Annotated in this window: 26 protein-coding genes, 1 tRNA gene and 1 pseudogene; 8 read left to right on the forward strand and 20 right to left on the reverse strand. The window is 63.8% G+C overall.

The window, feature by feature from the left end:
- The first annotated feature begins 118 nt into the window (after nucleotides 1-118).
- Nucleotides 119-1,252 (forward strand): tRNA guanosine(34) transglycosylase Tgt, encoded by a 1,134-nt coding sequence (gene tgt, locus ACVWZ4_RS29140; protein ID WP_456790410.1) that lies wholly within the window; start codon nucleotides 119-121, stop codon nucleotides 1,250-1,252.
- Nucleotide 1,253: 1 nt separating this feature from the next.
- Here tgt and ACVWZ4_RS29145 read toward each other — a convergent pair whose 3' ends face one another.
- The gene (locus ACVWZ4_RS29145) at nucleotides 1,254-1,472 is read right to left on the reverse strand and encodes a hypothetical protein (protein ID WP_456703656.1); all 219 of its coding nucleotides are present in this window, start codon (nucleotides 1,470-1,472) and stop codon (nucleotides 1,254-1,256) included.
- A gap of 225 nt (nucleotides 1,473-1,697) precedes the next feature.
- Between ACVWZ4_RS29145 and cysK the strand changes: the two genes are divergently transcribed.
- Both cysK and ACVWZ4_RS29155 read left to right on the forward strand, forming a co-directional pair.
- Complete coding sequence (gene cysK / locus ACVWZ4_RS29150; protein ID WP_456741684.1) at nucleotides 1,698-2,675, forward strand: cysteine synthase A; 978 nt, start codon at nucleotides 1,698-1,700, stop codon at nucleotides 2,673-2,675.
- 3 nt (nucleotides 2,676-2,678) lie between these two features.
- Entirely contained in the window at nucleotides 2,679-2,918 is a 240-nt protein-coding gene (locus ACVWZ4_RS29155; RefSeq protein ID WP_092234811.1) for a BrnA antitoxin family protein, read from the forward strand.
- 254 nt (nucleotides 2,919-3,172) lie between these two features.
- On the opposite strand, the gene ACVWZ4_RS29160 is transcribed toward ACVWZ4_RS29155, so the two are convergent.
- The 6 genes from ACVWZ4_RS29160 to ACVWZ4_RS29185 all read right to left on the reverse strand — a co-directional run bounded on the left by ACVWZ4_RS29160 (nucleotide 3,173) and on the right by ACVWZ4_RS29185 (nucleotide 7,994).
- A complete protein-coding gene (locus ACVWZ4_RS29160; RefSeq protein ID WP_456741685.1) occupies nucleotides 3,173-4,579 on the reverse strand; it encodes a caspase family protein in 1,407 nt (468 codons plus the stop codon).
- A 209-nt stretch (nucleotides 4,580-4,788) separates the two neighbouring features.
- The gene (locus ACVWZ4_RS29165; RefSeq protein ID WP_456705286.1) at nucleotides 4,789-5,664 is read right to left on the reverse strand and encodes a DMT family transporter; all 876 of its coding nucleotides are present in this window, start codon (nucleotides 5,662-5,664) and stop codon (nucleotides 4,789-4,791) included.
- Nucleotides 5,665-5,987: 323 nt separating this feature from the next.
- Nucleotides 5,988-6,536, reverse strand: coding sequence for a hypothetical protein (locus tag ACVWZ4_RS29170; protein WP_456735205.1), 549 nt, complete (start codon nucleotides 6,534-6,536; stop codon nucleotides 5,988-5,990).
- A complete protein-coding gene (locus tag ACVWZ4_RS29175; RefSeq protein WP_456703652.1) occupies nucleotides 6,481-6,831 on the reverse strand; it encodes a hypothetical protein in 351 nt (116 codons plus the stop codon). The genes ACVWZ4_RS29170 and ACVWZ4_RS29175 overlap by 56 nt, the downstream gene beginning before the upstream one ends.
- Before the next feature lie 208 nt (nucleotides 6,832-7,039).
- The gene (locus tag ACVWZ4_RS29180) at nucleotides 7,040-7,627 is read right to left on the reverse strand and encodes a formyltransferase family protein (RefSeq protein WP_456703651.1); all 588 of its coding nucleotides are present in this window, start codon (nucleotides 7,625-7,627) and stop codon (nucleotides 7,040-7,042) included.
- A gap of 163 nt (nucleotides 7,628-7,790) precedes the next feature.
- Nucleotides 7,791-7,994, reverse strand: a complete 204-nt coding sequence (locus ACVWZ4_RS29185; RefSeq protein WP_456790411.1) for a hypothetical protein — start codon at nucleotides 7,992-7,994, stop codon at nucleotides 7,791-7,793.
- On the opposite strand from ACVWZ4_RS29185, the gene ACVWZ4_RS29190 reads away from it, so the two are divergent.
- Complete coding sequence (locus ACVWZ4_RS29190; RefSeq protein ID WP_456703650.1) at nucleotides 7,993-8,232, forward strand: hypothetical protein; 240 nt, start codon at nucleotides 7,993-7,995, stop codon at nucleotides 8,230-8,232. The genes ACVWZ4_RS29185 and ACVWZ4_RS29190 overlap by 2 nt on opposite strands.
- A gap of 5 nt (nucleotides 8,233-8,237) precedes the next feature.
- Here ACVWZ4_RS29190 and ACVWZ4_RS29195 read toward each other — a convergent pair whose 3' ends face one another.
- The 3 genes from ACVWZ4_RS29195 to ACVWZ4_RS29205 form a co-directional block, all read right to left on the reverse strand.
- The gene (locus ACVWZ4_RS29195; RefSeq protein WP_456703649.1) at nucleotides 8,238-8,540 is read right to left on the reverse strand and encodes a hypothetical protein; all 303 of its coding nucleotides are present in this window, start codon (nucleotides 8,538-8,540) and stop codon (nucleotides 8,238-8,240) included.
- Between the two features lie 93 nt (nucleotides 8,541-8,633).
- A complete protein-coding gene (locus tag ACVWZ4_RS29200) occupies nucleotides 8,634-10,682 on the reverse strand; it encodes an acetoacetate--CoA ligase (protein ID WP_456741686.1) in 2,049 nt (682 codons plus the stop codon).
- 159 nt (nucleotides 10,683-10,841) lie between these two features.
- Nucleotides 10,842-11,069 carry a hypothetical protein gene (locus tag ACVWZ4_RS29205; RefSeq protein ID WP_456703647.1) on the reverse strand — a complete coding sequence of 76 codons (228 nt, stop codon included), beginning with the start codon at nucleotides 11,067-11,069 and terminating at the stop codon, nucleotides 10,842-10,844.
- 287 nt (nucleotides 11,070-11,356) lie between these two features.
- On the opposite strand from ACVWZ4_RS29205, the gene ACVWZ4_RS29210 reads away from it, so the two are divergent.
- Both ACVWZ4_RS29210 and ACVWZ4_RS29215 read left to right on the forward strand, forming a co-directional pair.
- Entirely contained in the window at nucleotides 11,357-12,472 is a 1,116-nt protein-coding gene (locus ACVWZ4_RS29210; RefSeq protein ID WP_456703646.1) for an AI-2E family transporter, read from the forward strand.
- 141 nt (nucleotides 12,473-12,613) lie between these two features.
- Nucleotides 12,614-13,006 carry an NUDIX hydrolase gene (locus tag ACVWZ4_RS29215; protein ID WP_177243494.1) on the forward strand — a complete coding sequence of 131 codons (393 nt, stop codon included), beginning with the start codon at nucleotides 12,614-12,616 and terminating at the stop codon, nucleotides 13,004-13,006.
- Between the two features lie 50 nt (nucleotides 13,007-13,056).
- Here ACVWZ4_RS29215 and ACVWZ4_RS29220 read toward each other — a convergent pair.
- The 5 genes and pseudogenes from ACVWZ4_RS29220 to ACVWZ4_RS29240 all read right to left on the reverse strand — a co-directional run.
- A pseudogene (locus tag ACVWZ4_RS29220) lies at nucleotides 13,057-13,380 on the reverse strand (amidohydrolase family protein); the annotation flags it as partial.
- The gene (locus tag ACVWZ4_RS29225) at nucleotides 13,311-13,601 is read right to left on the reverse strand and encodes a hypothetical protein (protein ID WP_456735203.1); all 291 of its coding nucleotides are present in this window, start codon (nucleotides 13,599-13,601) and stop codon (nucleotides 13,311-13,313) included. The gene ACVWZ4_RS29225 and the pseudogene ACVWZ4_RS29220, both read right to left, overlap by 70 nt.
- A gap of 5 nt (nucleotides 13,602-13,606) precedes the next feature.
- Nucleotides 13,607-14,683 carry a maleylacetate reductase gene (locus ACVWZ4_RS29230; RefSeq protein ID WP_456735202.1) on the reverse strand — a complete coding sequence of 359 codons (1,077 nt, stop codon included), beginning with the start codon at nucleotides 14,681-14,683 and terminating at the stop codon, nucleotides 13,607-13,609.
- Nucleotides 14,684-14,972: 289 nt separating this feature from the next.
- On the reverse strand, nucleotides 14,973-15,215 hold the full coding sequence (locus ACVWZ4_RS29235; RefSeq protein ID WP_456703644.1) for a hypothetical protein: 243 nt from the start codon (nucleotides 15,213-15,215) through the stop codon (nucleotides 14,973-14,975).
- Nucleotides 15,216-15,239: 24 nt separating this feature from the next.
- Nucleotides 15,240-15,410, reverse strand: a complete 171-nt coding sequence (locus ACVWZ4_RS29240) for a hypothetical protein (RefSeq protein ID WP_177243495.1) — start codon at nucleotides 15,408-15,410, stop codon at nucleotides 15,240-15,242.
- 268 nt (nucleotides 15,411-15,678) lie between these two features.
- Here ACVWZ4_RS29240 and ACVWZ4_RS29245 point away from each other — a divergent pair, with 268 nt between their 5' ends.
- Complete coding sequence (locus tag ACVWZ4_RS29245) at nucleotides 15,679-16,338, forward strand: hypothetical protein (RefSeq protein ID WP_456703643.1); 660 nt, start codon at nucleotides 15,679-15,681, stop codon at nucleotides 16,336-16,338.
- Nucleotides 16,339-16,410: 72 nt separating this feature from the next.
- Here the strand turns inward: ACVWZ4_RS29245 and ACVWZ4_RS29250 are convergent, their stop codons facing one another.
- From ACVWZ4_RS29250 to ACVWZ4_RS29265, 4 genes are all read right to left on the reverse strand, one after another.
- Nucleotides 16,411-16,728, reverse strand: coding sequence for a hypothetical protein (locus ACVWZ4_RS29250; protein WP_092234867.1), 318 nt, complete (start codon nucleotides 16,726-16,728; stop codon nucleotides 16,411-16,413).
- Between the two features lie 250 nt (nucleotides 16,729-16,978).
- A tRNA-Lys gene (locus ACVWZ4_RS29255) sits at nucleotides 16,979-17,054 on the reverse strand.
- 267 nt (nucleotides 17,055-17,321) lie between these two features.
- Complete coding sequence (locus ACVWZ4_RS29260; RefSeq protein ID WP_456703642.1) at nucleotides 17,322-19,982, reverse strand: glycosyltransferase; 2,661 nt, start codon at nucleotides 19,980-19,982, stop codon at nucleotides 17,322-17,324.
- Nucleotides 19,983-20,197: 215 nt separating this feature from the next.
- Nucleotides 20,198-20,800: a beta-1-3, beta-1-6-glucan biosynthesis protein gene (locus ACVWZ4_RS29265; RefSeq protein ID WP_456703641.1), complete on the reverse strand. Its 603-nt coding sequence runs from the start codon at nucleotides 20,798-20,800 to the stop codon at nucleotides 20,198-20,200.
- Between the two features lie 262 nt (nucleotides 20,801-21,062).
- Here ACVWZ4_RS29265 and ACVWZ4_RS29270 point away from each other — a divergent pair, with 262 nt between their 5' ends.
- Nucleotides 21,063-22,688: a glycoside hydrolase family 17 protein gene (locus tag ACVWZ4_RS29270; protein ID WP_456790412.1), complete on the forward strand. Its 1,626-nt coding sequence runs from the start codon at nucleotides 21,063-21,065 to the stop codon at nucleotides 22,686-22,688.
- Here ACVWZ4_RS29270 and ACVWZ4_RS29275 read toward each other — a convergent pair.
- Nucleotides 22,648-23,028, reverse strand: coding sequence for a hypothetical protein (locus ACVWZ4_RS29275; protein WP_456703639.1), 381 nt, complete (start codon nucleotides 23,026-23,028; stop codon nucleotides 22,648-22,650). The two genes, ACVWZ4_RS29270 and ACVWZ4_RS29275, sit on opposite strands and share 41 nt — an antisense overlap.
- Between the last annotated feature and the right edge of the window lie 290 nt (nucleotides 23,029-23,318).

The raw sequence follows: 23,318 nt of genomic DNA on the forward strand, positions 1-23,318 counted from the left end.
CTGTATCGTTTTATTTTGCGAGGTGACGCGCATCACGTCCGCGTCACCGGTGTCCCAGTCTGGAACATTGCGGCCGAGCGGGTTGATCGGTCTCGCCCGACACGCAATAAGCACCGCCATGAATCTGCCCAATCATTTCGAACTGCTCGCCACCGATGGCGCCGCCCGCACCGGCCGCCTGACCACGCCGCATGGTGTGGTGCGGACTCCTGCCTTCATGCCGGTCGGCACCGCCGGCGCCATGAAGGGCATGCACTGGCGCGAGGTGCGTGATGCCGGCGCAGATATCGTGCTGGGCAACACCTATCACCTGATGCTGCGTCCCGGCGCGGAGCGCATCCACGCGCTCGGCGGCTTGCAGCGATTCACGGGGTGGAACGGGCCGATGCTGACGGATTCCGGCGGCTTCCAGGTGATGTCGTTGTCTGATCTGCGCAAGGTCAGTGAGCATGCCGTGACCTTCCGCTCGCATATCGACGGCGCCAAGGTCGAGCTATCGCCGGAGCGTTCGATCGAGGTGCAGCGCTGTCTGGGCTCCGACATCGCGATGCAGATGGACGAATGCGTGCGGCTGCCGGCCGAGCGCGACGACATCGAGCGCGCGATGCTGCTGTCGTTGCGCTGGGCCGAACGAAGCAAGCGCGCGTTCGAGAGCGCACCGGACGGCTACATGCTGTTCGGCATCGTGCAGGGCGGCGACGTGCCCCAGCTGCGACACGCCAGCGCACAGGGGCTCGTCGAGATCGGCTTCCACGGCTATGCGATCGGCGGCCTTGCCGTCGGCGAGCCGCAGGCGGTGATGCTGGCGATGATCGACGAGACCGCGCCGGCGCTGCCGAGCGACCGGCCGCGATATCTGATGGGCGTCGGCACGCCCGACGACATTCTCGAGGCGGTGAAGCGCGGCGTCGACATGTTCGATTGCGTGATGCCGACGCGCAACGGGCGCCACGGAGTCGCGTTCACGCGCTTCGGCCAGGTGAACTTGCGTAACGCACGCCACGCCGACGATGCGCGTCCACTCGACGAAGAGAGTCCGTGGCCGTCAGCGCGGATTTACGCACGCGCCTACCTGCACCATCTCGTCAAGGCGGGCGAGACGCTGGGGGCGATGCTGTTGTCCGAAATCAATATTGCCTACTACCAGTTCCTGATGCAGGGCATCAGGGACGCGATCGGGCACGGAACCTTCGACGAGTTCTACCAGCGTACACGCGAGGACTGGGCGAGGGGCGACATCGCCCCGCGCTAGATTAATTGCACACGATCCGCTGCTTGACCGCATGCTTGGTCACGAAACCGTAGCCGCAATTGTCGCAGGTCCAGAGATAGCTGATCATGTGGTCCGAGACGTAGGCCGAGGCTTCGGCGGCGACCATGGAGTCGGCGCACACAGGACAGCTCGGCAACTCGCTGCAGCGCGGATTACGCCTTGATGCTACGGTCGACAACACTTCAGCGGCAGCTGACATCGTGGTGACCTCCCTGCTTCGAGACCTAAGTCTAACATAAGCCGAATCAGTTGACGAGGTCGCAACACAAATGCGTTGGTTTTCTGCTAATTACAGCTCACGCGATTTTGCGATGCAGCGTATTTGAAATGTGCCGCATTGCAGCTTGCGTGTCGTCAAAAGCTGTCCGTAACTGCGCGCATGCGCTGCGATAGGAGCGCAAATCGTCGCCACAGGGAGTCCATCATGGACGTATCGTCCAACACGGGTGCAGCGCACCAACCCGGCCGCGGCCGAATCTACTCGTCGATCGTCGAGGCTTTTGGCGACACGCCGATCGTGCGCTTGCGCCGGCTGCCGGGCATGCACGGCGTGAACGCGACGCTTTTGGCAAAACTTGAATATTTCAATCCGGCCGCGAGCGTGAAGGACCGCATCGGCGCGGCCATGATCATCGCGATGGAGAAGGCCGGCATCATCAAGCCCGACACCGTGCTGATCGAGCCGACATCCGGCAATACCGGTATCGCGCTCGCCTATGTCGCGGCCTCCCGCGGTTACCGGTTGAAGCTGGTCATGCCGGAATCCATGTCGATCGAGCGGCGCAAGATGCTCGCCTTCCTCGGCGCCGAGCTGGTGCTGACGCCGGCCGCCCAAGGCATGAAAGGCGCGATCGCCGCGGCCGAAGAACTCCTGAAGACGACGCCGAACTCGGTGATGCCGCAGCAGTTCAAGAACCTCGCCAACCCCGAGGTGCATCGCCGCACCACGGCGGAAGAGATCTGGAACGACACGTCAGGCAACATCGACTTCTTCGTCGCCGGCGTCGGGACCGGCGGCACCATCACCGGCGTCGGTCAGGTCCTGAAGCCGCGCAAGGCGTCGCTGCGCGTGGTCGCGGTCGAGCCGGAAGAGAGCCCGGTGCTATCGGGCGGCCAGCACACGCCGCACAAGATCCAGGGCATAGGCGCCGGCTTCGTGCCGGACATTCTCGACCGCTCCGTGATCGACGAGATCGTGAAGATCAACTCGACGACCGCGATCGAGACCTCGCGGGCGCTGGCGCGGCATGAGGGCATTCCGGGCGGCATCTCCGCTGGAGCTGCGATTGCGGCCGCGCTCGAGATCGGCAAGCGGCCGGAAGCCGCGGGAAAAACCATTTTGGCTATCGTGCCATCCTTCTCCGAGCGTTATCTTTCCACAGTTCTGTTTGAAGGAATCTGAGAGATGACGGATCAACCGAGACGGCCGCGCACGCTGGGCGATGCGCGGTCGGAAGCCGAGGCAGCGTTCAAGAAGGTGACGGCCAAGGTCGCCGCGGCGCCGCCGAAGCAGAACGTGGCGCCAGGCATCAAGGAGCAGGTCACGCTGCGCATCGATCAGGACGTGCTCGAGCATTTCCAGGCGGGCGGCCCCGGCTGGCAGGACCGCATCAACGAGGCGCTGCGCAAAGCGGCAGGGAAGTAGGCGCCGTTCAAGTTGGTCGCGCGTGTCGGAGGCGTGTCCACCCGTGAGCTGTGACGTCCGCGCGAGGCACATTTCTCTCCTCGTCATTGCGAGGAGCCCTTGCGACGAAGCAATCCAGCTTGTTGCCGCGGAGAGATTCTGGATTGCATCGCTTCGCTCGCAATGACGGAGTGTGCGGAAGCACGTCATTCTGCCGTGACTGCGGCGAGCAAAGAAAAGCCCGGCGCGAGCCGGGCTTTTCTGTTTGTCGCGATTCAGCGGCGGAACATGCCGCCCATCATGCCGCCGACCACGCCGCCCATGAAGGCCGCGCCGGCATCGCCGCCACCGCTGTGGCGGGGGGCAGGCGCGCTCTGGGGAGCGGCGCGCCGGGCCGGCTTCGGGCTGTCTTCGCTGGCGGTTGTCGTCGAGGCGACGATCTCGGAGAGCAGGGCCTTGTGCTGGAGCTTGTTGAGGAAGCCCGTCGACGGATAGCCGCGGGCGGCTTGCCAGCGCTTCAACACCGAGCGGGTCTCGTCGTTGAACACGCCTGATACCTTGGTATCGAAGCCGAGTCCGTTGAGGCGCCGCTGCACGTCGCGACGCTGGCCCTTGTCGAGGCCGATCTGATCCTCGGTGAGCTGGCTGGCCTCATCGGTGAAGGTCGCGGGATCGACGCCCGCATTGAGATTGCGGGTCGTGGTCGACGGGCCATTCTGGATGGCCGCGAGCCGCGCCATGGCCAGCGGCTTAAACTGGCCGTTGGGATAAGCGGAGAGGTAGGCGTTGAGCTCTTCCGGCTTGTTGGATTCCTTCACCGAGCGCCAGAACTCGACTTCTGCTTCGGAGTTGCCGGCCCCCGCGGTCGGCGCCGCGGTGGCCGTCGGTGCCGCGGTGGCAACCTGGGTCGTCGGCGCCTGGTTGAGGTAGACGGCGCCGATCAGATTGGTATGGCCCCAGGGCAGCTGGCCCTTGTGGGTCTCCTCATTCACCTGTGCGCGCACCGAGGTCATCGCCTGCTGGATCTCGACGCCCGGCTTCGTGATGTTGTCGATCAGCGCGCGGGTGAAGGGGCTGTTGTTGCCCTCCTGACCGTCAAGCGCGGTCTGGCCCGGGCCGGTGGCGAAAGCGATCAACGCGCCTTCGCCGGATTTCATCTCCGCGAGACCGCTGCCGACATTGACGCTGCGGGTCGCGGAGTTCGACTTGATCTTGGCAGCGAACGGATTGTCGCGACAGGCGTCGAGGAACACCAGCTTGACCTTGGCATCGCCCATGGTCTGGTCGAGCGTCAGGTCGATGTTGATGGCGGCGCCCAGCTTGACGTCCATCTCCGACTTGATGTCGGCATCGATGGGCAGGAGATAATTGGTGCCGCCGACGGCGATGCCATGGCCAGCGTAATAGAAAACGGCAATGTCGGAGCCCTGGGCCTTGCGACCGAACTCGAGCAGCTTCTCGGTCATCTGGTCGCGGGACAGGTTCGATCCTTCGATCACGTCGAATCCGACATTCCGCAGCGTCGACGCCATCGCCCTGGCGTCGATCGGCGGGTTCGGCAATTGCGCGACGTTCCTGTAGGCGCCGTTGCCGACGACGAAAGCGACGCGGCGGTCGGCCTTGGCGGCGCTAACCGACAGCGCCATGCACATGAGCGAAACGATGATGGTGAGAGTGCGCATCTGAAATCCCCAGCAGAATCGAATGACAGCAGCAACAAATTGGTGCCGAAGCTACACGAAAGTGCCCGACCTCGCGCCAGCAAAACGACTGACCCACTACTCACCCAACCCGATGCTCTGTGGCCAAGTGTGCCCGCTGGAAGGCCCCTCCAACGTGATCCAAGTCACGCTCGACCGCCTTGATCTGTCGCGTCAGGCCGCGCCCAGGTTCATTGCGCGTGAGCTGGAACCGGAGCTATCGGCTTCAAATTCAAGAGATTGCCGAACAGGATCAGCGCCGCGCCGAGCACGGTCCAGACGTCGAGCCGTTCGGAATACAGGAGCCAGCCAGCAGTGGCGGTGAGGGGAACCCGTAGGAAATCCATGGGAACCACAATGGTGGCGTCGGCGTAGCGCAGCGCGCTGGCGAGGCAATAGTGCGAAAAAGTGCCGCAGACGCCGATGACGAACAGCCAGCCCCACAGATAGGCCGACGGCGAGGTCCAGACGTAGAGGGTCGGCACCAGGCCGACGACCATCTGCACCACGACCATCCAGAACAGGATCGCCAAGGCGCTTTCGGTCCGTGTCAGCGATTTCGCCAAGGCCATGGAGATGCTGAAGCCGATCGCGGCCGCAAGCGCGATCAACTGACCCGGATTGATCTCACCCGTCGCGGGGCGCACGATCATGACGACACCGACGATGCCGAGCACGATGGCGCCGATCTTCCAAGGGGTCATGCGCTCGGACAGGAAGGTCGCGGCGAGCAGCGCGGTCCAGATCGGCATCGTGAATTCGATCGCGACGACCTGGCCGATGCCGATCAGCGTCAGTGCGTAGAACCAGCCGAGCTGCGCGAAATAATGGACTCCGTTGCGGGCGAGGTGCTGGGGCAGGCGTTTGGTCGCGACCGCCTTGAAGCCCCCGGAGCGGTAAATGATCGGCAGAAGCAGCGTGAAGCCGATCAGCGAGCGAACTTCCATGATCTCAAAGACGTTCAGATCGCGCGTGGTCTCGCGGCCCGCGACCGCCATGATCAGCATCAGTGACAGCCAGCCGGCCATCCACAGTGCGGCCATCGGTTTGGACGGTGTCGTGCTCATCGGGCGGGTGCTGGAGATGAAACGTGCGGGACGGTCGGTATCGGCGACATCGCCGGTGTTTGCAACGGCCAAATCTGCCGATGCAGCGATGCAAGGCGGGGTGCTAAGGCATCGGCGAACAACGACAAAACGGGAGGACGTCCTCATCCGCATCTTGCATGGCCCGGTCGTGGAAGGGGCCGGGCCGCGGCATCGAGCGGGCCGCGCAGACCGGGGGGGCGAGGAGGCGGGCAATTGCGAGCCTGGCACGGCGACGCAGGTGAACGCATAAAAAGGACCCGGCGATGCGTCGCCGGGTCGTTTGAGCAGAATCCGTACGGGGCTTAGCGCGACAGCGTGATGTCGGCGCCGCGGAACTGGCTGTCGGCGCGCATCCTCACGCTCTGCTTGTTCCCGGAGGTCTTCAGCGAGATGTTGGCGTTGAAGCCTGCGGTCGAGGCGACCAGTTCGTAATTGCCGCCGGCACCGCGGCCCTGCAGTGCGCCGCTGATGTTGCGGCTGGTCTCGCTCCAGCTGCCGGCGATGGCGCCGCCCTCAGCCTTCACGTCGGCGCCGAGGTTGAACTTATAGGCATCGCTGGCGCAGGTCAGCGACATCTCCATGGTCGGGCCGACCGGGGCGTATTTGGCGCGGCAGCGGATCCGCTCGGTCGAGCCGTCATCCAGGGTGACCGTGCCGACACCGCTCCAGGTGCCCGCCAGTGGCGCGAAGGGACCCGCCTGCGCCTTGCTCTCCGAACTGGTGGCAACAGCTGTCACAAACAAAACGGCGGCCGCCATGAGCAGCCGCCGGTTGGGGAAATTAGTCCAGAATTGCTTATTGGCGCGATGCTTCCCATCGCCCGCTGCACGGTATGCCTGCAGATGCTCCATTCCACTTCCCCGATCCGGCGTTGCCGCTGAGTTGACCGTTAGCATATGCACCATTGATCGAAACTTTAACAAGACCCCCACTGCCGATGGTGCCGGAAACGTTAGCACCGGGCGCCGTGATCTTGCCGTCGGCAACCGTCAGCATGGAGCTCGCGGTCGGCTCGCAAGAGCCGGTCTTGGTCACGATGGTGACCTGCCAATTGCCGTCAAAGGGGGTTTGGGCGATCGCCGGGGCGGCGAGGGCGGCAATAAAAACTGAAGCGGCACAGAACGCCGCGATGCGACCAAAACGCATGATCCCGTCCTTGAATGTGTCTGATATGCTGACCGTTATTCGGGCCAAATGTGACGGAAGTTTGGTGCGCTGCAAAGTCGAAAATTGTTCCTTTGGAAACAATGGTTTATTTGCGTTTCGGGTTCCGATTTTCGATGTGGAATCAAGGCCGCCTGACGTTAATCCTTAACGTCGGTCGCGGGTCGGGACCGACTCACGACAGACTTGTTCAAGACAGACTCGGCGCGGAGGTCGCGAACTGCTCGTCCTGCGGCTTCGACGGCAAGGTCTTGTGAACCTTCGCGTAGTCGATCACATCGGCCAGCAGCTTGAGGCCGAGCGGCGCCAGCGCACGCTCCCAGAGCTCGCGGGCGGTCTCGCCCTTCCTCACGAAGCACCAGTCCTGGGCAGCGATGGCGCCGGCGTCCATGCGGTCGGCGAGGTGATAGATCGTGCCGCCGGCGATCGGATCGCCTTCCTTGATGGTCCATTCCACCGCGGCCTTGCCGCGATGGCGCGGCAGCAGCGAGGGGTGATAGCCGATCCCCCCGAGCTTGCTGGCTGCCAGCGCGTCCTTGCCGATCCGGGCGTGGCTGTGAGCGGTGATGATCAGATCAGTGTCAGGGGCGATTTCGGAGGCGACCACCAACTTCGGATTGGCCTGCACCACCACCTCGATTCCGGCGGCCTTGGCGGTTGCGGCCAAGCGGTCGTCCGCATCGGCAACCACGACCCGCACGACACCGACGCCGTGTTCGCGGAGCATGTTCAGGGTGGTCACGCCGAAATGGCGGGAGCCGACGAGGGTAATGCGCATGGGTGTCTGATCCGTCTCGCAGCTACGTCATCCCCCGATAACACGTCAGGCCGCCCTGTCACCACCTGCGCGGCATTTGCGCCGGTTATCAACAATGCGCGGGGTCAGCGGGCTGCGATGAATCCGCGATTGCGCAGCTGGCCGTTCCGGTGCTCCCGGGAAATCATTGCGACCTGCGATGCCCCGCGGCCAGGGCGAACCCGGCTTTTTTGAGCGCGCCATCAGGAATCATCAAACGGTAACGCGTTTTCAACCTTGCTGTCGTATCGACGGATCCGTCGCGGATCTGTATCGCGTACCGCGACACCAAAAATGTCTCGCCGGCGTGGGTGCGCCGCGCCGGCATTTTTGCCGGGACCCATTTCATGCCAAGTGCAATTGAGCAGATCGTGGATGCCTATGTGCGGCTGAAGAACCGCCGCGGCCTCGACGAGCTGATGATGCACAGGCAGCGGCTCGCGGTCGATCTGAAGAGCAGGTCGTCAGGCCGGTACGATTTCAGCGTCCCGATCGACAAGATCGACGAGGAGATCGCGATCATCGAGGAAGGCCTCAGCCGGCTCATTGCTGAATCCACCGACGATGGCACGACACGTCCGACCTGACGCGCTCAGTCGCGCCGGCCACCCTGGATCACGGTGAACAGTGGCCGCGCCGCGGTCGGCTCCTCGAGCAACTCCTCCACCAGCGCCGTTGCCGCATCGACATATTTGCGCGTGGGCTTGTCGAGCTCGCGCTTCGCCTCGTCGTCGAGCGCGATCTTCGCGGCTTCGACCAGCTTGCGCATGCGCGCGCCGTGGTCGTCCCCGGCGGTCAGCGTCGCGCGCGCCAGCGAGCGCAGCACGAACAGCTCGCCCTCGAGGCGGAGCAGGCGGTCATTGAGCCTGGTGATGACGGCGTTGAGATCGGCCATGGCACATTTTTCGTTGCGGAAGATCCTGTCCGATCTAGCGACGATCGGTGAACGGAGTCCAAACGTGACAGGCGCAATTGAGGCGATCGTCCGTCACGCCGCCGTTCGTGCCAGATAGTCGCGCGCGAAGGCGAGATACCAGTCGAGGCAGGCCGGATTGGCCATGGCCTCCTTGTTGATGACCTTTTCGACGGGCTGGCCGAGCAGCAGCTTCTTGATCGGCAGCTCCTGCTTCTTGCCCGAGAGCGTGCGAGGGATCTCGGCGACGGCAAAAATCTCGTTGGGCAGGAAGCGGCGGGACAGCCCGGCCTCGATCGCCTTGTTGATCTTGGCCTGCATCGCGCCGTCGAAAACGACACCCTCACGGAGCACCACGAACAGCGGCATGTAGCTGTCGCGGCCGAGATATTCGAGGTCGACGACGAGGCTGTCGAGCACCTCCGGGAGCGCCTCGATCGCGGAATAGAGTTCGCTGGTGCCCATGCGCAGGCCGTGCCGGTTGATGGTGGCATCGCTGCGGCCGTAGATCACGCACGAACCATCTGGATTGACCTTGAGCCAGTCGCCGTGCCGCCACACCGGTCCGCGGCCGCTGCCGTCGAAATTGTCCGGATAGGTCTCGAAATAGCTCGCCCGATAGCGCGCATTGCCCTTGTCGTTCCAGAAATAGAGCGGCATCGACGGCATCGGCTCGGTGCAGACGAGTTCGCCGACCTCGTCGATCACGGCACGACCCTGTTCGCTGAAGGCTTCGACGGCAGCGCCCAGCAGGCGGCACTGCATCGCGCCCGGCGTCTGCGGCAGTTCTCTGTTGCCGCCGATGAAGGCGCCGGCGAAGTCGGTGCCGCCGGAAATGTTCGCCCACCAGATATCGGCTTGCGCCTTGCTGCCGTTGATCGTCGACAAGCCTGCGAAACGATCGTTGAACCAGGTTTGTGTATCGGCGCTGAGCGGCGAACCGGTCGAGCCGAGACAGCGCAGTTGCGCCAGATCGCCGGCGGCGGTGAGATCGATGTCCGCTTTGGCGCAATTGGCAAAGAACGCCGCGCCTGCGCCGAAGAAGGTCGCTTTCGACCGTGCCACGAAGCGCCACAGCGTGGACCAATCCGGCCTGTCCTTGGGACCGCCCGGACTGCCGTCGAAAATGCAGCAGGTGGTGCCGCTCAGCAGGCCGCCGACCTGTGAGTTCCACATGATCCAGCCGGTCGAAGAGTACCAGTGATAGCGTTCGCCGAACGAGTTTGGGTGATAGGAGCAGCCGATGTCGTTGTGCAGGCCGAGCAGCGCCAGCACCACGATGAGGATACCGCCATGGCCGTGCACGATCGGCTTCGGCAGGCCCGTGGTGCCGCTGGAATAGACGATCCAGAGCGGATGATCGAACGGCAGCCACATCGGCTCGAACGCGTCGACAGCATCTCCCGCCCTTGTGGTGATGTGGGAGAGCAGGGCCTCCCGTGCGGATGGCGCGACGGCCTCGCTGTGCAAGATGACATGCTCGACCGTCGGCAGTGATCGCCGCAGCTCGGCGACGACGTCCTTGCGGTCATGGCTGTGGCCGGCATAGGTGACGGCATCGCAGGCGATCAGCACCTTTGGCTCGATCTGCTTGAAACGGTCGATCACTGCGGGCGCGGCCATATCAGGGGCGCAGAGGCTCCAGATGGCACCGATGCTGGCGCTCGCGAGAAATGCGATGATGGTCTCGGGGATGTTCGGCAGATAGGCCGCGACACGGTCGCCCGGCTTGATACCCCGGTCCTTCAGATGCAGCGCGAGCGCGGCCGCCTTGCGCCGCAATTCTGGCCAGCTGGTCTCGGCGAGCTTGCCATCCTCACCGCTGCTGACGATCGCGGGCAGGCCGGCGGCGTGCGCCGCGTCCACATGCCGGAACACCTGCCGTGCGTAGTTCACTTGGGCGCCGGGAAACCAGATCGCGCCGGGCATCTTGCGCTCGGTGATGACGGCCGCAAACGGCGTCGGCGATTGCAGATCGTAATAGTCCCAGATGCTCCGCCAGAAACCGTCGAGATCGCGCACCGACCATTGCCGCATCTGCTCGTAATTGGCGAAGGTGAGGCCGCGCTGCTGGGCGAGCCAGTCACGATAGAGGGCGATCTGGGCGACGAAAGGAGCGGTCATTGCGGGTCGGGTGCGGTTACGGAGAGAGGGAGCCTAACCGGTGTCGACGCGCAGCAGAAGCCGCAGTTCTCGTTAACAGCGTTGAGCGAGAGTTGGATCAGCGCACGCTGTAGAGCGCCGAGAACGCGGCTGCTTGGACGAATGACGGAGAAGCTCGGCCTACCACCCTACGCCCGCCCATCGTCTCCCGAACACCGGCGGCCTGGTCTTCACCGCCTGCCAGCCGAAGAAATGATGCTTGCCGGACCAGCTGTGTACCAAGCCGCTGCAAATGCTGCATTTGAATTGGCCTGAATGCGGCTCGGCATGTTCCTCCCGGGTCGCGGTGTAGGTCATGCTGCAACCGGGGCAGGTGAATTCTTCGATCGTCCAGATGCTGTTGGCCATTGCACCGCAAGTGTATTCGAGGACCTGGCGTGAAGCGTAGATGCGAGCCTTTGCCTCGGCGTAAACCTACCCAGCGAAATCCGGTTAATCGTCGTTAGGCAAACCCCGGTCGGGGGCAGATATTGCAGATTTGCTCGTTTGGCGCCGCCTCTCAGTCCGGATCGCGCAGTCCCGCCGGTCCGGGCGCGCCCTTGGGCTCCCGCTCGTCTTGACGCCCGGCCCGGGGCTGGCAATAACGCGGGGCCCGCGCAAGTGCCGGAACCCGCGTTGAGGCCGCAAGGAAAGCCGTGCCTGTGAAAAGTCTGCGTCAACTCCTGACGGGCGAAGACGTCATCCAGCTCGTGATCCGGCTCGGCCTGTTGGCGCTGCTGATCATCTGGACATTCCTGATCATTCGGCCGTTCGTGCCGATTCTGGCCTGGAGCTTCGTGCTCGCGGTCGCGTTCTATCCGGCGTTCAGCTGGGTCGCCAGGATCCTGGGCGGGCGGCCCAAGACCGCGGCCGTCATCCTGACCTTGATCACCCTCGGCATTGTCCTCGGTCCGGCGACATGGCTCGGCGTGAGCGCCGTGGACGGGGGGAGGGAGCTGGCGCACCAGCTGGCCACGGGTGATCTCGCGCTGCAGTCGGCTCCAGAGCAGATCAAGTCATGGCCGCTGATCGGTCCGACGCTGTTCGAGCTGTGGGACCAGGCCTACAACAACATCCGCGCAGTGCTGCGCGAGGTCGCGCCCTATCTGCAGCCGCTGGCGGGGCCGCTGCTATCGCTGGCTGGCGATGCCAGCCTCGGTACGCTGCAATTCCTGGTCTCGGTGTTCGTCGCCGGCTTCCTGTTTCCGCACGGGCCCCGGCTGGTTGCGGCGGGGCGCGGTTTCCTGTCGCGCATCGTGCCAGAGCAGAGCGAGCACTTTCTCGAGCTTGGCGGCGCCACCATCCGCGCCGTTGCGCAAGGCGTGATCGGCGTCGCCATCGTGCAGGCGCTGCTCGCGGGCATCGGCTTCAAGCTCGCGTCCGTGCCGAGCGCGGGCCTGCTCGCCTTCATCGTGCTGCTGTTGTCGATCGTGCAGATCGGTGCGTTCCTCGTGCTGCTGCCCGTCATCATCTGGATCTGGACCGCCAAGGATGTCACCACGGCGCTGGTGCTCACCGTATTCTTCGTCGTCGTCGGCTTCATCGACACCATGTTGAAGCCGCTCGTGATGGGACGCGGTCTCAACACGCCGACCATCGTGATCTTCGTCGGCGTGATCGGCGGAACGCTTGCCCACGGCATCGTCGGCCTGTTCATCGGGCCGATCATCCTGTCGGTGGCGTGGGAAATGGCGGCCGCATGGATCGGGACGGCGGAGAAGCGGGCAGCCGAATTGCCTGCAGCCGGATTTCCTCCAGCCGACGAGTCCTGACGGCGCCTCGCTGGTCAAACCCAATTTGCAGGATGTGGACAATTGGGGATGGCGCCGGGACGCGGCGCCCCCATGGAACTTGTCTCATGACATAGACAAGTTACGATGGCGCCAGATTCTTTTTCTCGGTTTACGACAGGTATGGCGAAGTCTTCCAAGCTGGTTGCCGCAAAACGCGGCAAGGTTCTGTTGGTCAGGCGACGGTCGGACGGTCTGTGGATGTTTCCGGGCGGCCGCAAGCGTGCACGGGAATCCGACAAGGATTGCCTGCGCCGCGAGATCAGGGAGGAACTGCCGAAGCTGAAGCTCGGCAGGATCAGCCTCTGGAAGGAAGTGACAGCCAAGAACAAGCGCTCGGGGCGCAAGATGAGCGATGCGATCTTCATCGCCAAAAGCGCCAAGGGCCGCCTGGCGATCGGCGACAAGAAGGAGCTCGACCGCGCCGCCTGGCAGAAGCCGCGCGGAATCCGTCTGACCGCGACGTCGCGCTACATCAGGGATCGCCTGTTTCCGAGGAAGCCGCGGCGGGGCTGAGCTCGGGTCCCGTGGGTGTGACAAATCGTCCGGTCCGGCCGCATCGGCCGCTATCCTGCGGCGCGCCCTTGTCGTTCGATCTCCCGCACCAGCCGCTGGCCGGATTGCGCGAGGTATTCCTTCTTCTGCGCCAGCCCGTCGAGCAGCAGCTTTCCGTTCCGCTTCTTCCAGCTGCCGCCGATCATCACTGCGTCGATATTGGCGAGGCTCGTCTGCATCACCACTGATGAAACGGGATCGTGGACCGGGAAGAGATTGAGATCGTCGGCATCGATGATCACGAGATCAGCGCGTTTCCCCGGCGTCAGCGAGCCGATCTCGCTTTCGCGGCCGAGCATGCGGGCGCCCGAAGTTGTGACCCAAGCCAGTGCCTCCACCCGCGCAGCGCCGTCTGCCAGGTGTGCATATAGGCATTGACGAGACCGGGAATGACGGTACCGCCGCGCCCATCGACGATCTCGGCGTCCGCGGCGTCGATACCCGGCCGCACTGCAGCGATCCGCCCGTCCTCGACCAGCACGTCACCATCCCCGACATCGCCGATGCGATCGTCCATGGTAATGATCGTGGCTGAGTGGATCAGGGTACGCTTCATTGTGGTCACGCCGCTTTGATTGCGACCGGCGTCTCGCCGGCCCAGGCGCGCGCAATGAGGTCGCGGATGGCACCCCGCTCGAGTGGGCGCGGATTCCAGTAGGCATTGGTGACGGCGAGGTCGGCCGCCTTGTCGATTCCGCTCTCGGGCATGCCGATGTCACGTAGCGCGACCTTGGCGCCCAACCGCTTGGCTAGTTCGAAAAGCCCCTGCGATGCATCCGACGCACCGATTGCGCGCGCGATCCGCGCCATCGCGTCGGGCACCACCGGTGCGTTGTAGGCCAGCGCATGCGGCAGCACGATGGTGTGCGTCTCCGCATGAGGCAGATCGAACGTGCCGCCGAGCGTGTGGCAAAGCTTGTGATGCAACGCCATGCCGACGGTGCCGAGACACACGCCGCACAGCCAGGCGCCGTAGAGTGCATCGCTGCGCGCGCCGCGATCGTCGGGCTTGGCGGCAATCGCGGGCAGGGCACGCGCCAGCGCGCGGATGCCCTCCTCGGCCATCAGCGAGGTGACAGGGTTGGTGTCTCGCGCATAGAGCGCTTCGACCGCATGTGCGATGGCGTTGATGCCCGATGTGGCCGTGAGCCCGACCGGCAGCGTCATCGTCAGGTCGACATCGTAGATTACGGTCTCCGGCAGCACGGCGTTGTCGCGCACCGTCGTCTTCAACCCGTTCTCGGTCTGGCCGAGGATCGGGGTCATCTCCGAGCCGGCATAGGTGGTGGGAATGCAGAGCTGGTTGACGCCTGTGCGCAGGGCGAGCGCCTTGCCCAATCCGGTGGTCGAGCCGCCGCCGAGCGCGACCACGCAGTCCGCGCCGCAATCCTTCATCGCCGCGATCGCGCGCTCGGTGATTTCGACCGGCGTGTGCATCGTGGCGCCGGGAAAGAGGCCGGCATAGAGCGGGCCAAGGGCGGCACCCAGCGCCTTGCCCGCCGTTTCCTGCTGCGGCGTTGTCAGCACCAGCGCGCGCTTGCCGCCGAGGCGCTCGAGCTCGGCCTTGGCCGCGCCGAGCGTTCCGCTGCCGAACACGACACGGCAGGGCAGGTTTTCAAAGGTAAACGAACCGATCATGTGCCTGTCTCTTTGACGGGATAATCGACCTTGCAACGCGTGCACTGGATCTGGACGGAACTCATGCACCGGCAACAACGAACACTGGAGATCGGCGGCTGAGCCGTATACCTGAAGAAAGGCTGAAGGCGCGCTCGCGATCTGATCGCGCGCCGGCAGCACCGTCGCCAGATCCGCGGTGGCCGCATTCACGTTGACGGATCTGTTCGGCGCGGCGCTTTTCGGCGGCCTCGCGGTATTCGGGAGCAATCCCGCTGGGGTCGACCAAGCCCTGGGGTCGAGCGGGCGGTCACTTCGGAACGTGGTCGATCTTGTGGCCCAAATGCCCCGTTTGATGATCGCGCCGCAACTGGCTCAGCGACGTCTCGTTCAACTGTTGCAAGACTTCGCTGAGTCTCGTCGTATCGGGATACCCGGCCGCAAAACTCTTCCCATAGATATGGCGCAGCGTACCGATCAGGGTGTTGCCGTGCTTCTTGATGATCTCGCCATCCTTGTCCCGGTGGCGACCATCCAGGCCATGTTCCTTCATGGCTCACTCCCTGTGCGAGGGCGGCTAGGCTGCCTGCTCCTCAAACGAGGTGTAAACCCGGCCCTGCGGATCGACGATCTGAACATCCCGGCATCCGTCCTCGATCAGCTCCCTGGCCTTCTTGAGGGCGGCAGTCAGAGACTCCCGCTTGAGGTTGACGACCCCTGCCGTGTCGAAACCGGTGATTTCAAACATGCCGCTCCTCCCATTTTGTCGAAGCCTACACCTTTCCGGCGGGTTGTCTCCTGGCTTTTTTTGGAGGAGATGCATGGAGCGGGAACAGAGTGCAGCCCCGTAATCGGCCGGGGTCACGGGGCGTGCCGGGCGGCCACGTCGCTAACGTGGAATTAATCCGAAATGCTCACAATTTGAAGCAGTTGTGTAAGTGAGTGCTGCGTAAGGGAGACGTCGCGATGACGTTCCGGCGACGGCCTCCTTTTGCTCGCTCATGAGGTCAATGCGCATGACCACGACATCCGAAACGCTGGGCTTCGCCGAGCATCTCGACGGCGCTGCACTTGCAGCCGCGGCATTCCAATCCGAAGCCGAACGCGAAGCACCGAAAGCTCCGGAATTGCTCAAGCGTTCGAGCCGGAAATCCGTACTGGCACTGGCGGTGTGTGCCCTGGCGATCAATGGCGCGGCTGCTATCTATACATTGCCGTTCGATCTCACCTTGCCCGACATCAGCAACCTGGCCGCGCTGTTTCCGCGCCAGGATGAGGTCGCGCCAAAGCCGGATCCGATCGTTGCGGCCTTGAAGGAGATCCAATCGACACAGCAGCAACAGGCCGCCGCGCTGCAGGAGATCAATTCCTCCTTGCAGCAAAGCACGGCTCTGCGTCAGCAGGATTCGACCACCCTCATGTCACTCCGCCAGAGCATCACTGACGAACGGGGCGACGTGAAGAAGATCTCGCCGCAGCTTTCGACGCTGATCGCGAAGATCGACACCCTGCAAAGTTCGATGATGTCGGAAGTCACGTCCTCACTCCCAAGATTGCGCGCGCGCGACCGGTTGTTGATGCGCAAGATGGCTCGGCAGCCGAAATCGATCGGGCCGGTTTCGGTCGGAGGTGCTCCGCTGACGGCGCCGGCGACGGTTGCAGTTCCGGAGAGCTGAGGGCAGTCCAGCTCTTTGACGCGGTGGTCCGATAGAGCTCACGAGGATTTTGGAAGCTGCGGAAGGTGAGTTTCAGTGCCTGGCGGCCCTTTCCAAAAACTTGAGCAGAGACGGTGATACATCGCCCAGCTCGACAAAGCGTCGGCGGAGCTCATCGGCAATGTCCGCGGTCACATCGCGCGACCATCCCTCTGCCGTGTTGAAGGCGACGATGCGAGCGGGATGTTCGTACTGGCCTTCAGTCAGGTGCCGCACCAGCGTGGCGCGACCGGTATCCTCTTCGGCAGTTTCGCACCAGGCGCGGCCGAGCCGTCCCCCAAAATCCTCAAGCACGAGATAGACATCACGGTCGGTTGGGGCGATCGGCACAATTGAGGGCGACCTGCTCACGAGACCCTCCGCTTTCTGGCTTGGTTTCGATGCTGGAATCTTGAGCTTCCGTGACCGAAAAGTCGACTGGCGAAAAGGAGTTAGTCCATCGCGCGAGCAGGGTGACACTGCCGCCAGCGACAATCCATCCAGGCCCGAGGCCTGACGGCACACGCTCCGTATCCTCGACCTGCAGAAGTGGCAATCGATCGGCCCACACAGGGCTTTTTCGGTCGGCTTCGAGTTCTTGCTAAAGTCCAGTGATTTTGCTTGGTGAGCGCGCTGGGGCTCGAACCCAGGACCCCGTGATTAAAAGTCACGTGCTCTACCGGCTGAGCTACGCGCTCCCATGGCCGCTGATGGCTTTAGAGATCGACCGCCATCGTCTCGGTCATTGGAAAAGCATGTCTTGCCGCCAAGCCGATTTGGCGTTGCGGAAAACCGGATGTTTCCGGGTCATGCTTTCGGCCCGCGCTGTGTAGGGGGATGGGACGCGGAGGTCAATAGCGCGAATGGCTGCCGCGGATAGCGGTACGAGCGGGGATTCTGCTGCGGTTTCTACCGCTTAGCTAAAGACCTTCACCTCGCTTGGCGGTTCGTCATCCACGTCGAAGTCAGTTCGCCTCCCGCCGCACCTCGCTCGGCACGGCTTGCGCCTTGCCCGACGTCGGCAGCGCGACGGGGCGCAGGCCGATCAGCTCGGCGGTGCGGATCGCGCTGTCGCGCCAGAACTGGAACGAGTTGATGCGGCTGAGCTCGAGGATGGCGATCGCGACCGCGGCCAGGAACGGCAGGCTCTGCAGCACCAGCACGCCGGCGAAGATGTAGATCTCGGTGATCTGGCGGAAAGAGTTGGAGGCGACCAGCACGCCGGCGCCGACCAGCAGCAGGGTGCCGATGACGGCCTCCCAGAACGCCTGGAACTCGATCGACATCCTGGACAGACCGCCCTTGGAGGTGCGCGCGAACGCGATGTGCTCGGTGATCAGGCCCTGCGCCACCGCGCGCGACACCGTCCATTGCACGCTCATCGCGGCGATCATGGCGCCCAGCATCTGGCCGGGTTTGATCGCGACGCGCGCGCGGTACATCGAGAGGAAATGCGCGAGCGAGACGACGAAGGCGCCGATGATCGGCAGAGTCAAGATTTTGTCGGGGATGGCGATGTCGGCGAAGGCGACGATCGGCACCCACACGAGGTTGAGCAGCGCCACGACCACGCCGAGGCTTTCGGCCCCGAGCCAGTTCAGCCAGCCCAGGCCATATTCGCGCTTCTGATCAGGCGTCAGTCGGCTCTTGCCCGGCAGGAAGTGCCGCCAGTGCTTCTTGACGATCTGGAGGCCGCCATAGGCCCAGCGGTGACGCTGCTTCTTGAAGGCCTCATAGGTGTCGGGCAGCAGGCCCTTGCCGTAGCGGTAGCGGGTGTAGTGGGTGGTCCAGCCGAGCTCCTGGATCGCAAGCCCGAGATCCGAATCCTCGCAGATCGTGTCGGATGACCAGCCGCCGGCCATGTCCATCGCTGCGCGGCGGATCAGGCACATCGTGCCGTGCACGATGACGGCGTTGAGCTCGTTGCGCTGGACCATGCCGATATCGAAGAATCCCGCATATTCGCCGTTCATGATGTAGTGCATGATCGACAGATCGCCGTCGCGGTGCTCCTGCGGCGCCTGCACCAGCCCAACGCGGGGGTCGGCGAAAGCCGGCACGAGATCCTTCAGCCAGTCGGGCTCGACGACATAGTCGGCATCGAGGATGCCGATGATCTCGGCGTCGGCGGCGGTACGATCCATCGCGATCCGCAGCGCGCCGGCCTTGAAACCCTGCACCTTCTCGGCGTTGATGAACTTGAAGCGCTCACCGAGCGCGCGGCAATGATCCTGGATCGGTTGCCAGAACGCGGGATCGGGCGTGTTGTTGATGATGACCACGCATTCGTAGTTCGGATAGTCGAGCCGCGACAGCGCATCGAGCGTCTGCTTGAGCATCTCGACCGGCTCGAAATACGCAGGGATGTGGATCGAGACTTTCGGGTAGTAATTGTCAGGCACGTTCTCGATCGGCTTGCTCTTGGCGAGCAGCCGCTGCGGCGGGCGGCCGAAGGCGACGGCCGCAATCTCGTCGATGCGGGCCATAGCGATCAGGACGAGAGGAACAAGCAGGATCATGCCGAGCGTCAGCGCGAACGCCGAGCCGAAGATGAAATAGTGCCCGTTCCAGAACGCGAACACGGTCGCGGCCCAGGCGCCGACGCCATTGGCGGCCGCCGACAGCAGGAAGGCCTGCCTGGCGGTGGGCTGCTCCAGGCGCAGGATCGGCAGCGACAACAGGATGCCGACCAGCAGTGCGATCGTCATCAGCTTCCAATAGTCGGGGTTTTCGACCGGTCCGGTCCAGGCGAATTTCGGCTCGCGGTTGGCGTTGAGGATACCCCAGTACGGACCGACGCCGCCTTCAGAATACTTCCAGGGCTGATCGATCGCCTCGACGATATTGTATTCCATGCCCATGGCTTCGGCGCGGCCGACGAAGTTGCGCAAGGTCAGCGCCTGCTGGAACGGGCCGGGGTCTGCGTTGCGCAAATTATAGCCCGCGCTCGGCCAGCCAAACTCGGCGATGACGATGCGCTTGCCGGGGAACTGGTTGCGCAGCAGATTGTAGCGATCGACGGCTTGGTCGACGGCCTGGTCCGAGCGGAAGAATTCCCAATAGGGCAGGACGTGGGCGGCGATGAAATCGACATTGGAGCCGAGATCGGGGTTGTCGCGCCAGATGTTCCAGATTTCGCCGGTGGTGACGGGCACGCGCACCGCGCTCTTCACCTTCTTGATCATCTCGATGAGGTATTCGACCTTCTGGTCGGCGCGATAGATCACCTCGTTGCCGACGACGACGCCGTTGACGTTGCTGTTCTTGCGGGCGAGTTCGATCGCCGCCTTGATCTCCCGCTCGTTGCGGTCCTCGTCCTTGCCGATCCAGGCACCGACCGTGACCTTGAGACCGAACTCGGCGGCAATCGGCGGCACCAGCTCGTTGCCCTCTGCCGCCGCGTAGCATCGGATGGCCCGCGTGAGGGTTGAGAGCTTCTTCATGTCCGCGCGAATCTTGTCGGGGTCGACGTTGAGGTCGACGACATGTCCTGGCTCGAACGGCATGTAAGAGAGGCTCGGCAGCAGGCCCTTGAAATCGGGCGCGGGTTCCTTGTCGCGCAGGACTCCCCACAGCCCGGCGTGAAGCGCGGACACGAGCAACAGAACTGCGGCGACAACGCGCATCGCGGCTAAACCAAAAGGGGCTGAAGGGGCAGGGAAGCGGATCCGACCCCGAGATCCGACCGAGTCCGCGGCAAATGGAGCATATCTCTGCCGCGCGGTTTCACAACTGTCATGTCCTCATGTCCTTATGAGGGCATGGCAATTTTGGATGCGTGGCAGTGCCGACCGCAGATATCGCCGGCCGTTCCTGAACGGGGGCTGAAGCCGGCCTGCGGCTATTTGGACGGTGCCGGCGTGGGGCTGGCCGCAGGCGAGGGGCTCGCTGCCGGCTGCGGCTGCGACGCGCCGCCGGCGGTCGGTGCGGGCGATGGCGAGGCCGCTGCGGCTGTCTGCTGCGGCTGGGCTGCCGGGTTGATCCAGCAGGCCTGGGTCAGATTGTTCAGGCTGTTCGGAACCTTGTCGTCGATCTGGGTGAGGAAGCGGGTCAGGCAGCGGAACGCGGCCTGGATGTGGCCGCCGGGGCAACCAAAACGGTCGTAAAGATCGATGTGGCGAAAGGCGGTATCGAGGTCGTCCCGGTACATCAACTGAACTGCGCGACGGCCGAGCCAAACGCATTCAGGGTTGCCGCCCGGACCGTTGATGGCTCGGGCAGCTTCGGCGAACTCGTCGATCCGCTTCTGGTTCTGATTCTGGTTGGCTTCCTTGGCGGCGTCGGTAGCCTGCGCCGCCGGCTGCTTGCCCTGCTCGGGTGCCGGCGCGCCGCTCTGGGCGGAGACGCTGCCGAGGCCGGTCAGTAGGACAAGGGAAGTGACGGCCAAGGTGGCGGCGAACTGCCGCAGGACCGCATTTCGTGACTCGAACACCCGTCGCCGCATGAATTCCCCAATATCTCAGCCGTCCGCCCGCGGGAGGGCCCCGCGGATGCCGACGTGATGGCGTCCAAATGGGTCTCCAATGCGGCGGAAAAATTCCTTGAAATCCATTGGCCTGTATTTGGATTTTTGTCCAGCAAAGTCACGATCCTACGGCCCGGTCCAACGGCCGCAGGCCGATTCGCCGGAGAGAGCTGGCGCCTCACCCGTGTCCCCCCTTGGCAGACGGCGTGCGAGCAGGTAATCGACGGGCCCTTCGCGGAGGATGGAACCGATTTCTCTTCGTACGCCACTGGCGCTTCTGCTCGTTTCCCTGGGTGCGATTGCTGCCGTGTGGTGGTGGCTTGCCACGCCGATCACGCTCGCGCGTGCCCCCATCGACCCCAACGACAAGGTCCAATGCGTCTCCTACGCCCCGTTCCGCGGCGAGCAGACGCCGTTGAACGCATGGACCCACATCGAAGCCGACCAGATCGAGCAGGACCTGCGTCAACTCAAGCAGATCACCGATTGCGTCCGCACCTACTCGATCGAGAACGGGCTCGACCAGGTGCCTTCGGTCGCGGCCAAGGTCGGTGGGCTGAAGGTGATCCAGGGCATCTGGCTCGGCAGCAACCGCGCCAAGAACTTTGAGCAGGTGGCGACCGCTATCCGCCTCACCAAGGAATTTCCCGACACCATCTCCGCGCTCGTGGTCGGCAACGAGGTGCTGCTGCGCGGCGAGATGACGACACAGGATCTCATCGCGATCATCCGTTCGGTCAAAGCGCAGGTCAGCGTGCCCGTGACCTATGCCGACGTGTGGGAATACTGGCTGAAGAACCGCGAGGTCTATGACGCCGTCGACTTCGTCACGATTCACATCCTGCCTTACTGGGAGGATATGCCGGTGAAGGCGAAATTCGCCTCTGCCCATGTCGAGGCGATCCGCGAGCGCATGGCGGTGGCGTTTCCCGGCAAGGAGATCCTGATCGGCGAAACCGGCTGGCCGAGCGAAGGTCGCATGCGCGACGGAGCTTTGCCGTCACGCACCAACCAGGCGCGCGTCGTCTCGGAAATCCTGGCGCTCGCCAAGACTCAGAAGTTTCGCGTCAACCTGATCGAGGCCTATGACCAGCCGTGGAAGCGGCGGTTAGAGGGCACCGTCGGCGGCTATTGGGGCCTGTTCGATTCCGTGCGGCGCCAGCTGAAATATCCGCCGGGCCAGCCGATCAGCAACTTCCCGTTCTGGAAATGGTACATGGGCGCCGGCATGGTCCTCAGCGTGCTGGTGTTCGCGGTCGCAGGCATCACGCTGCGTCGCCGGCCCTGGACGCCGCGCTTCCCGGCGTGGCTTGGCGTCGGCATCTCCGCGACCTCGGCGGGCATCCTGCTCGGGATCGCCGCCGACAAGATGTATTACGAGAGCTACGGTTGGGGCGGTTGGCTGCAATGGGGCGCGCTGCTGCTCGCCGGCATCCTGTCGCCGATCTTCTGTGCGCAGGCGCTTGTCATCGGCCGCAACCTGCCGAGCTTCCTCGACCTGCTGGGTCCGCGCGAGGGCCGCAAATGGTCAAAACTCTCGGCCGTGCTCGGCCTGACCCTGGCGGTCACGGCAGTGATCGCGGCCGAGACCGCGCTTGGATTCGTATTCGATCCGCGTTACCGCGACTTCCCCTATGCCTCGCTGACGATGGCGGTGGTGCCGTTCGCGCTGTTGATGCTGAACCGGCCGCAGATCGGCGTGCGGCCGATTGCGGAACCGGTGTTCGCGGGGCTCTTGGCGCTGTCGGCGGTCTATGTGCTGCTGAACGAAGGCCGCGACAATTGGCAGGCGATGTGGACCTGCGCGATCTATTTGCTGTTCGCGCTCACGCTGTGGCGGGCGCGGGCCGAGCAAAGCCAAGGATGAGCAGGCCGATCGCAAGGCCTGCCAGCACGATGTTGTAGAGCACGATACCGAGGCCGGCTGCGATGACGCCGAGCGTCAGCAGCACGATCGAGGGCCGCATCAGGTTCAACGTCGCGATCACGAGCGCGACGATCCCGAACACGGAATTCTTGAACAGCGACGTCGACACCGAGCGTGCCTTGCAGATCATGGTCTGCAAGCCGGCGTCGCATGCGAGCGCCACCTGTGAGAACTCGACCGCGAGATAGCGCACATAGAGCGCCCAGCCGACGGTAACGAACCCGACGACGATGAGAAACTGCACCTGATAGGGCGTGAGGCGGAACGGCTTTTTTGTCATGCGGGCAATATGGTCGGGATGGCGGGAGGGAGCAACAGGGGCGGGACATTTTTATGCCGGGCGTCGCGGCCCTTTGCTCTCTCCTTTTTGACGGCACCCAAACGCAATCAGAACCGTAGCGATACGGATTTGCGACGGTTCCTGGGTCGCCTAACATCGCACATGAAGCGCGGGCGTGCCGATCCGATCAGGAGCAGATCACGCCGTTCGAGAGCGTCACTGCGAGAATACAGGGGAGGTTGGGGATGGCTGAGGCGTTGCAGATCAATTTTGCGCTTTGGGGCATGATC

Source organism: Bradyrhizobium sp. USDA 4472, from assembly GCF_054058595.1.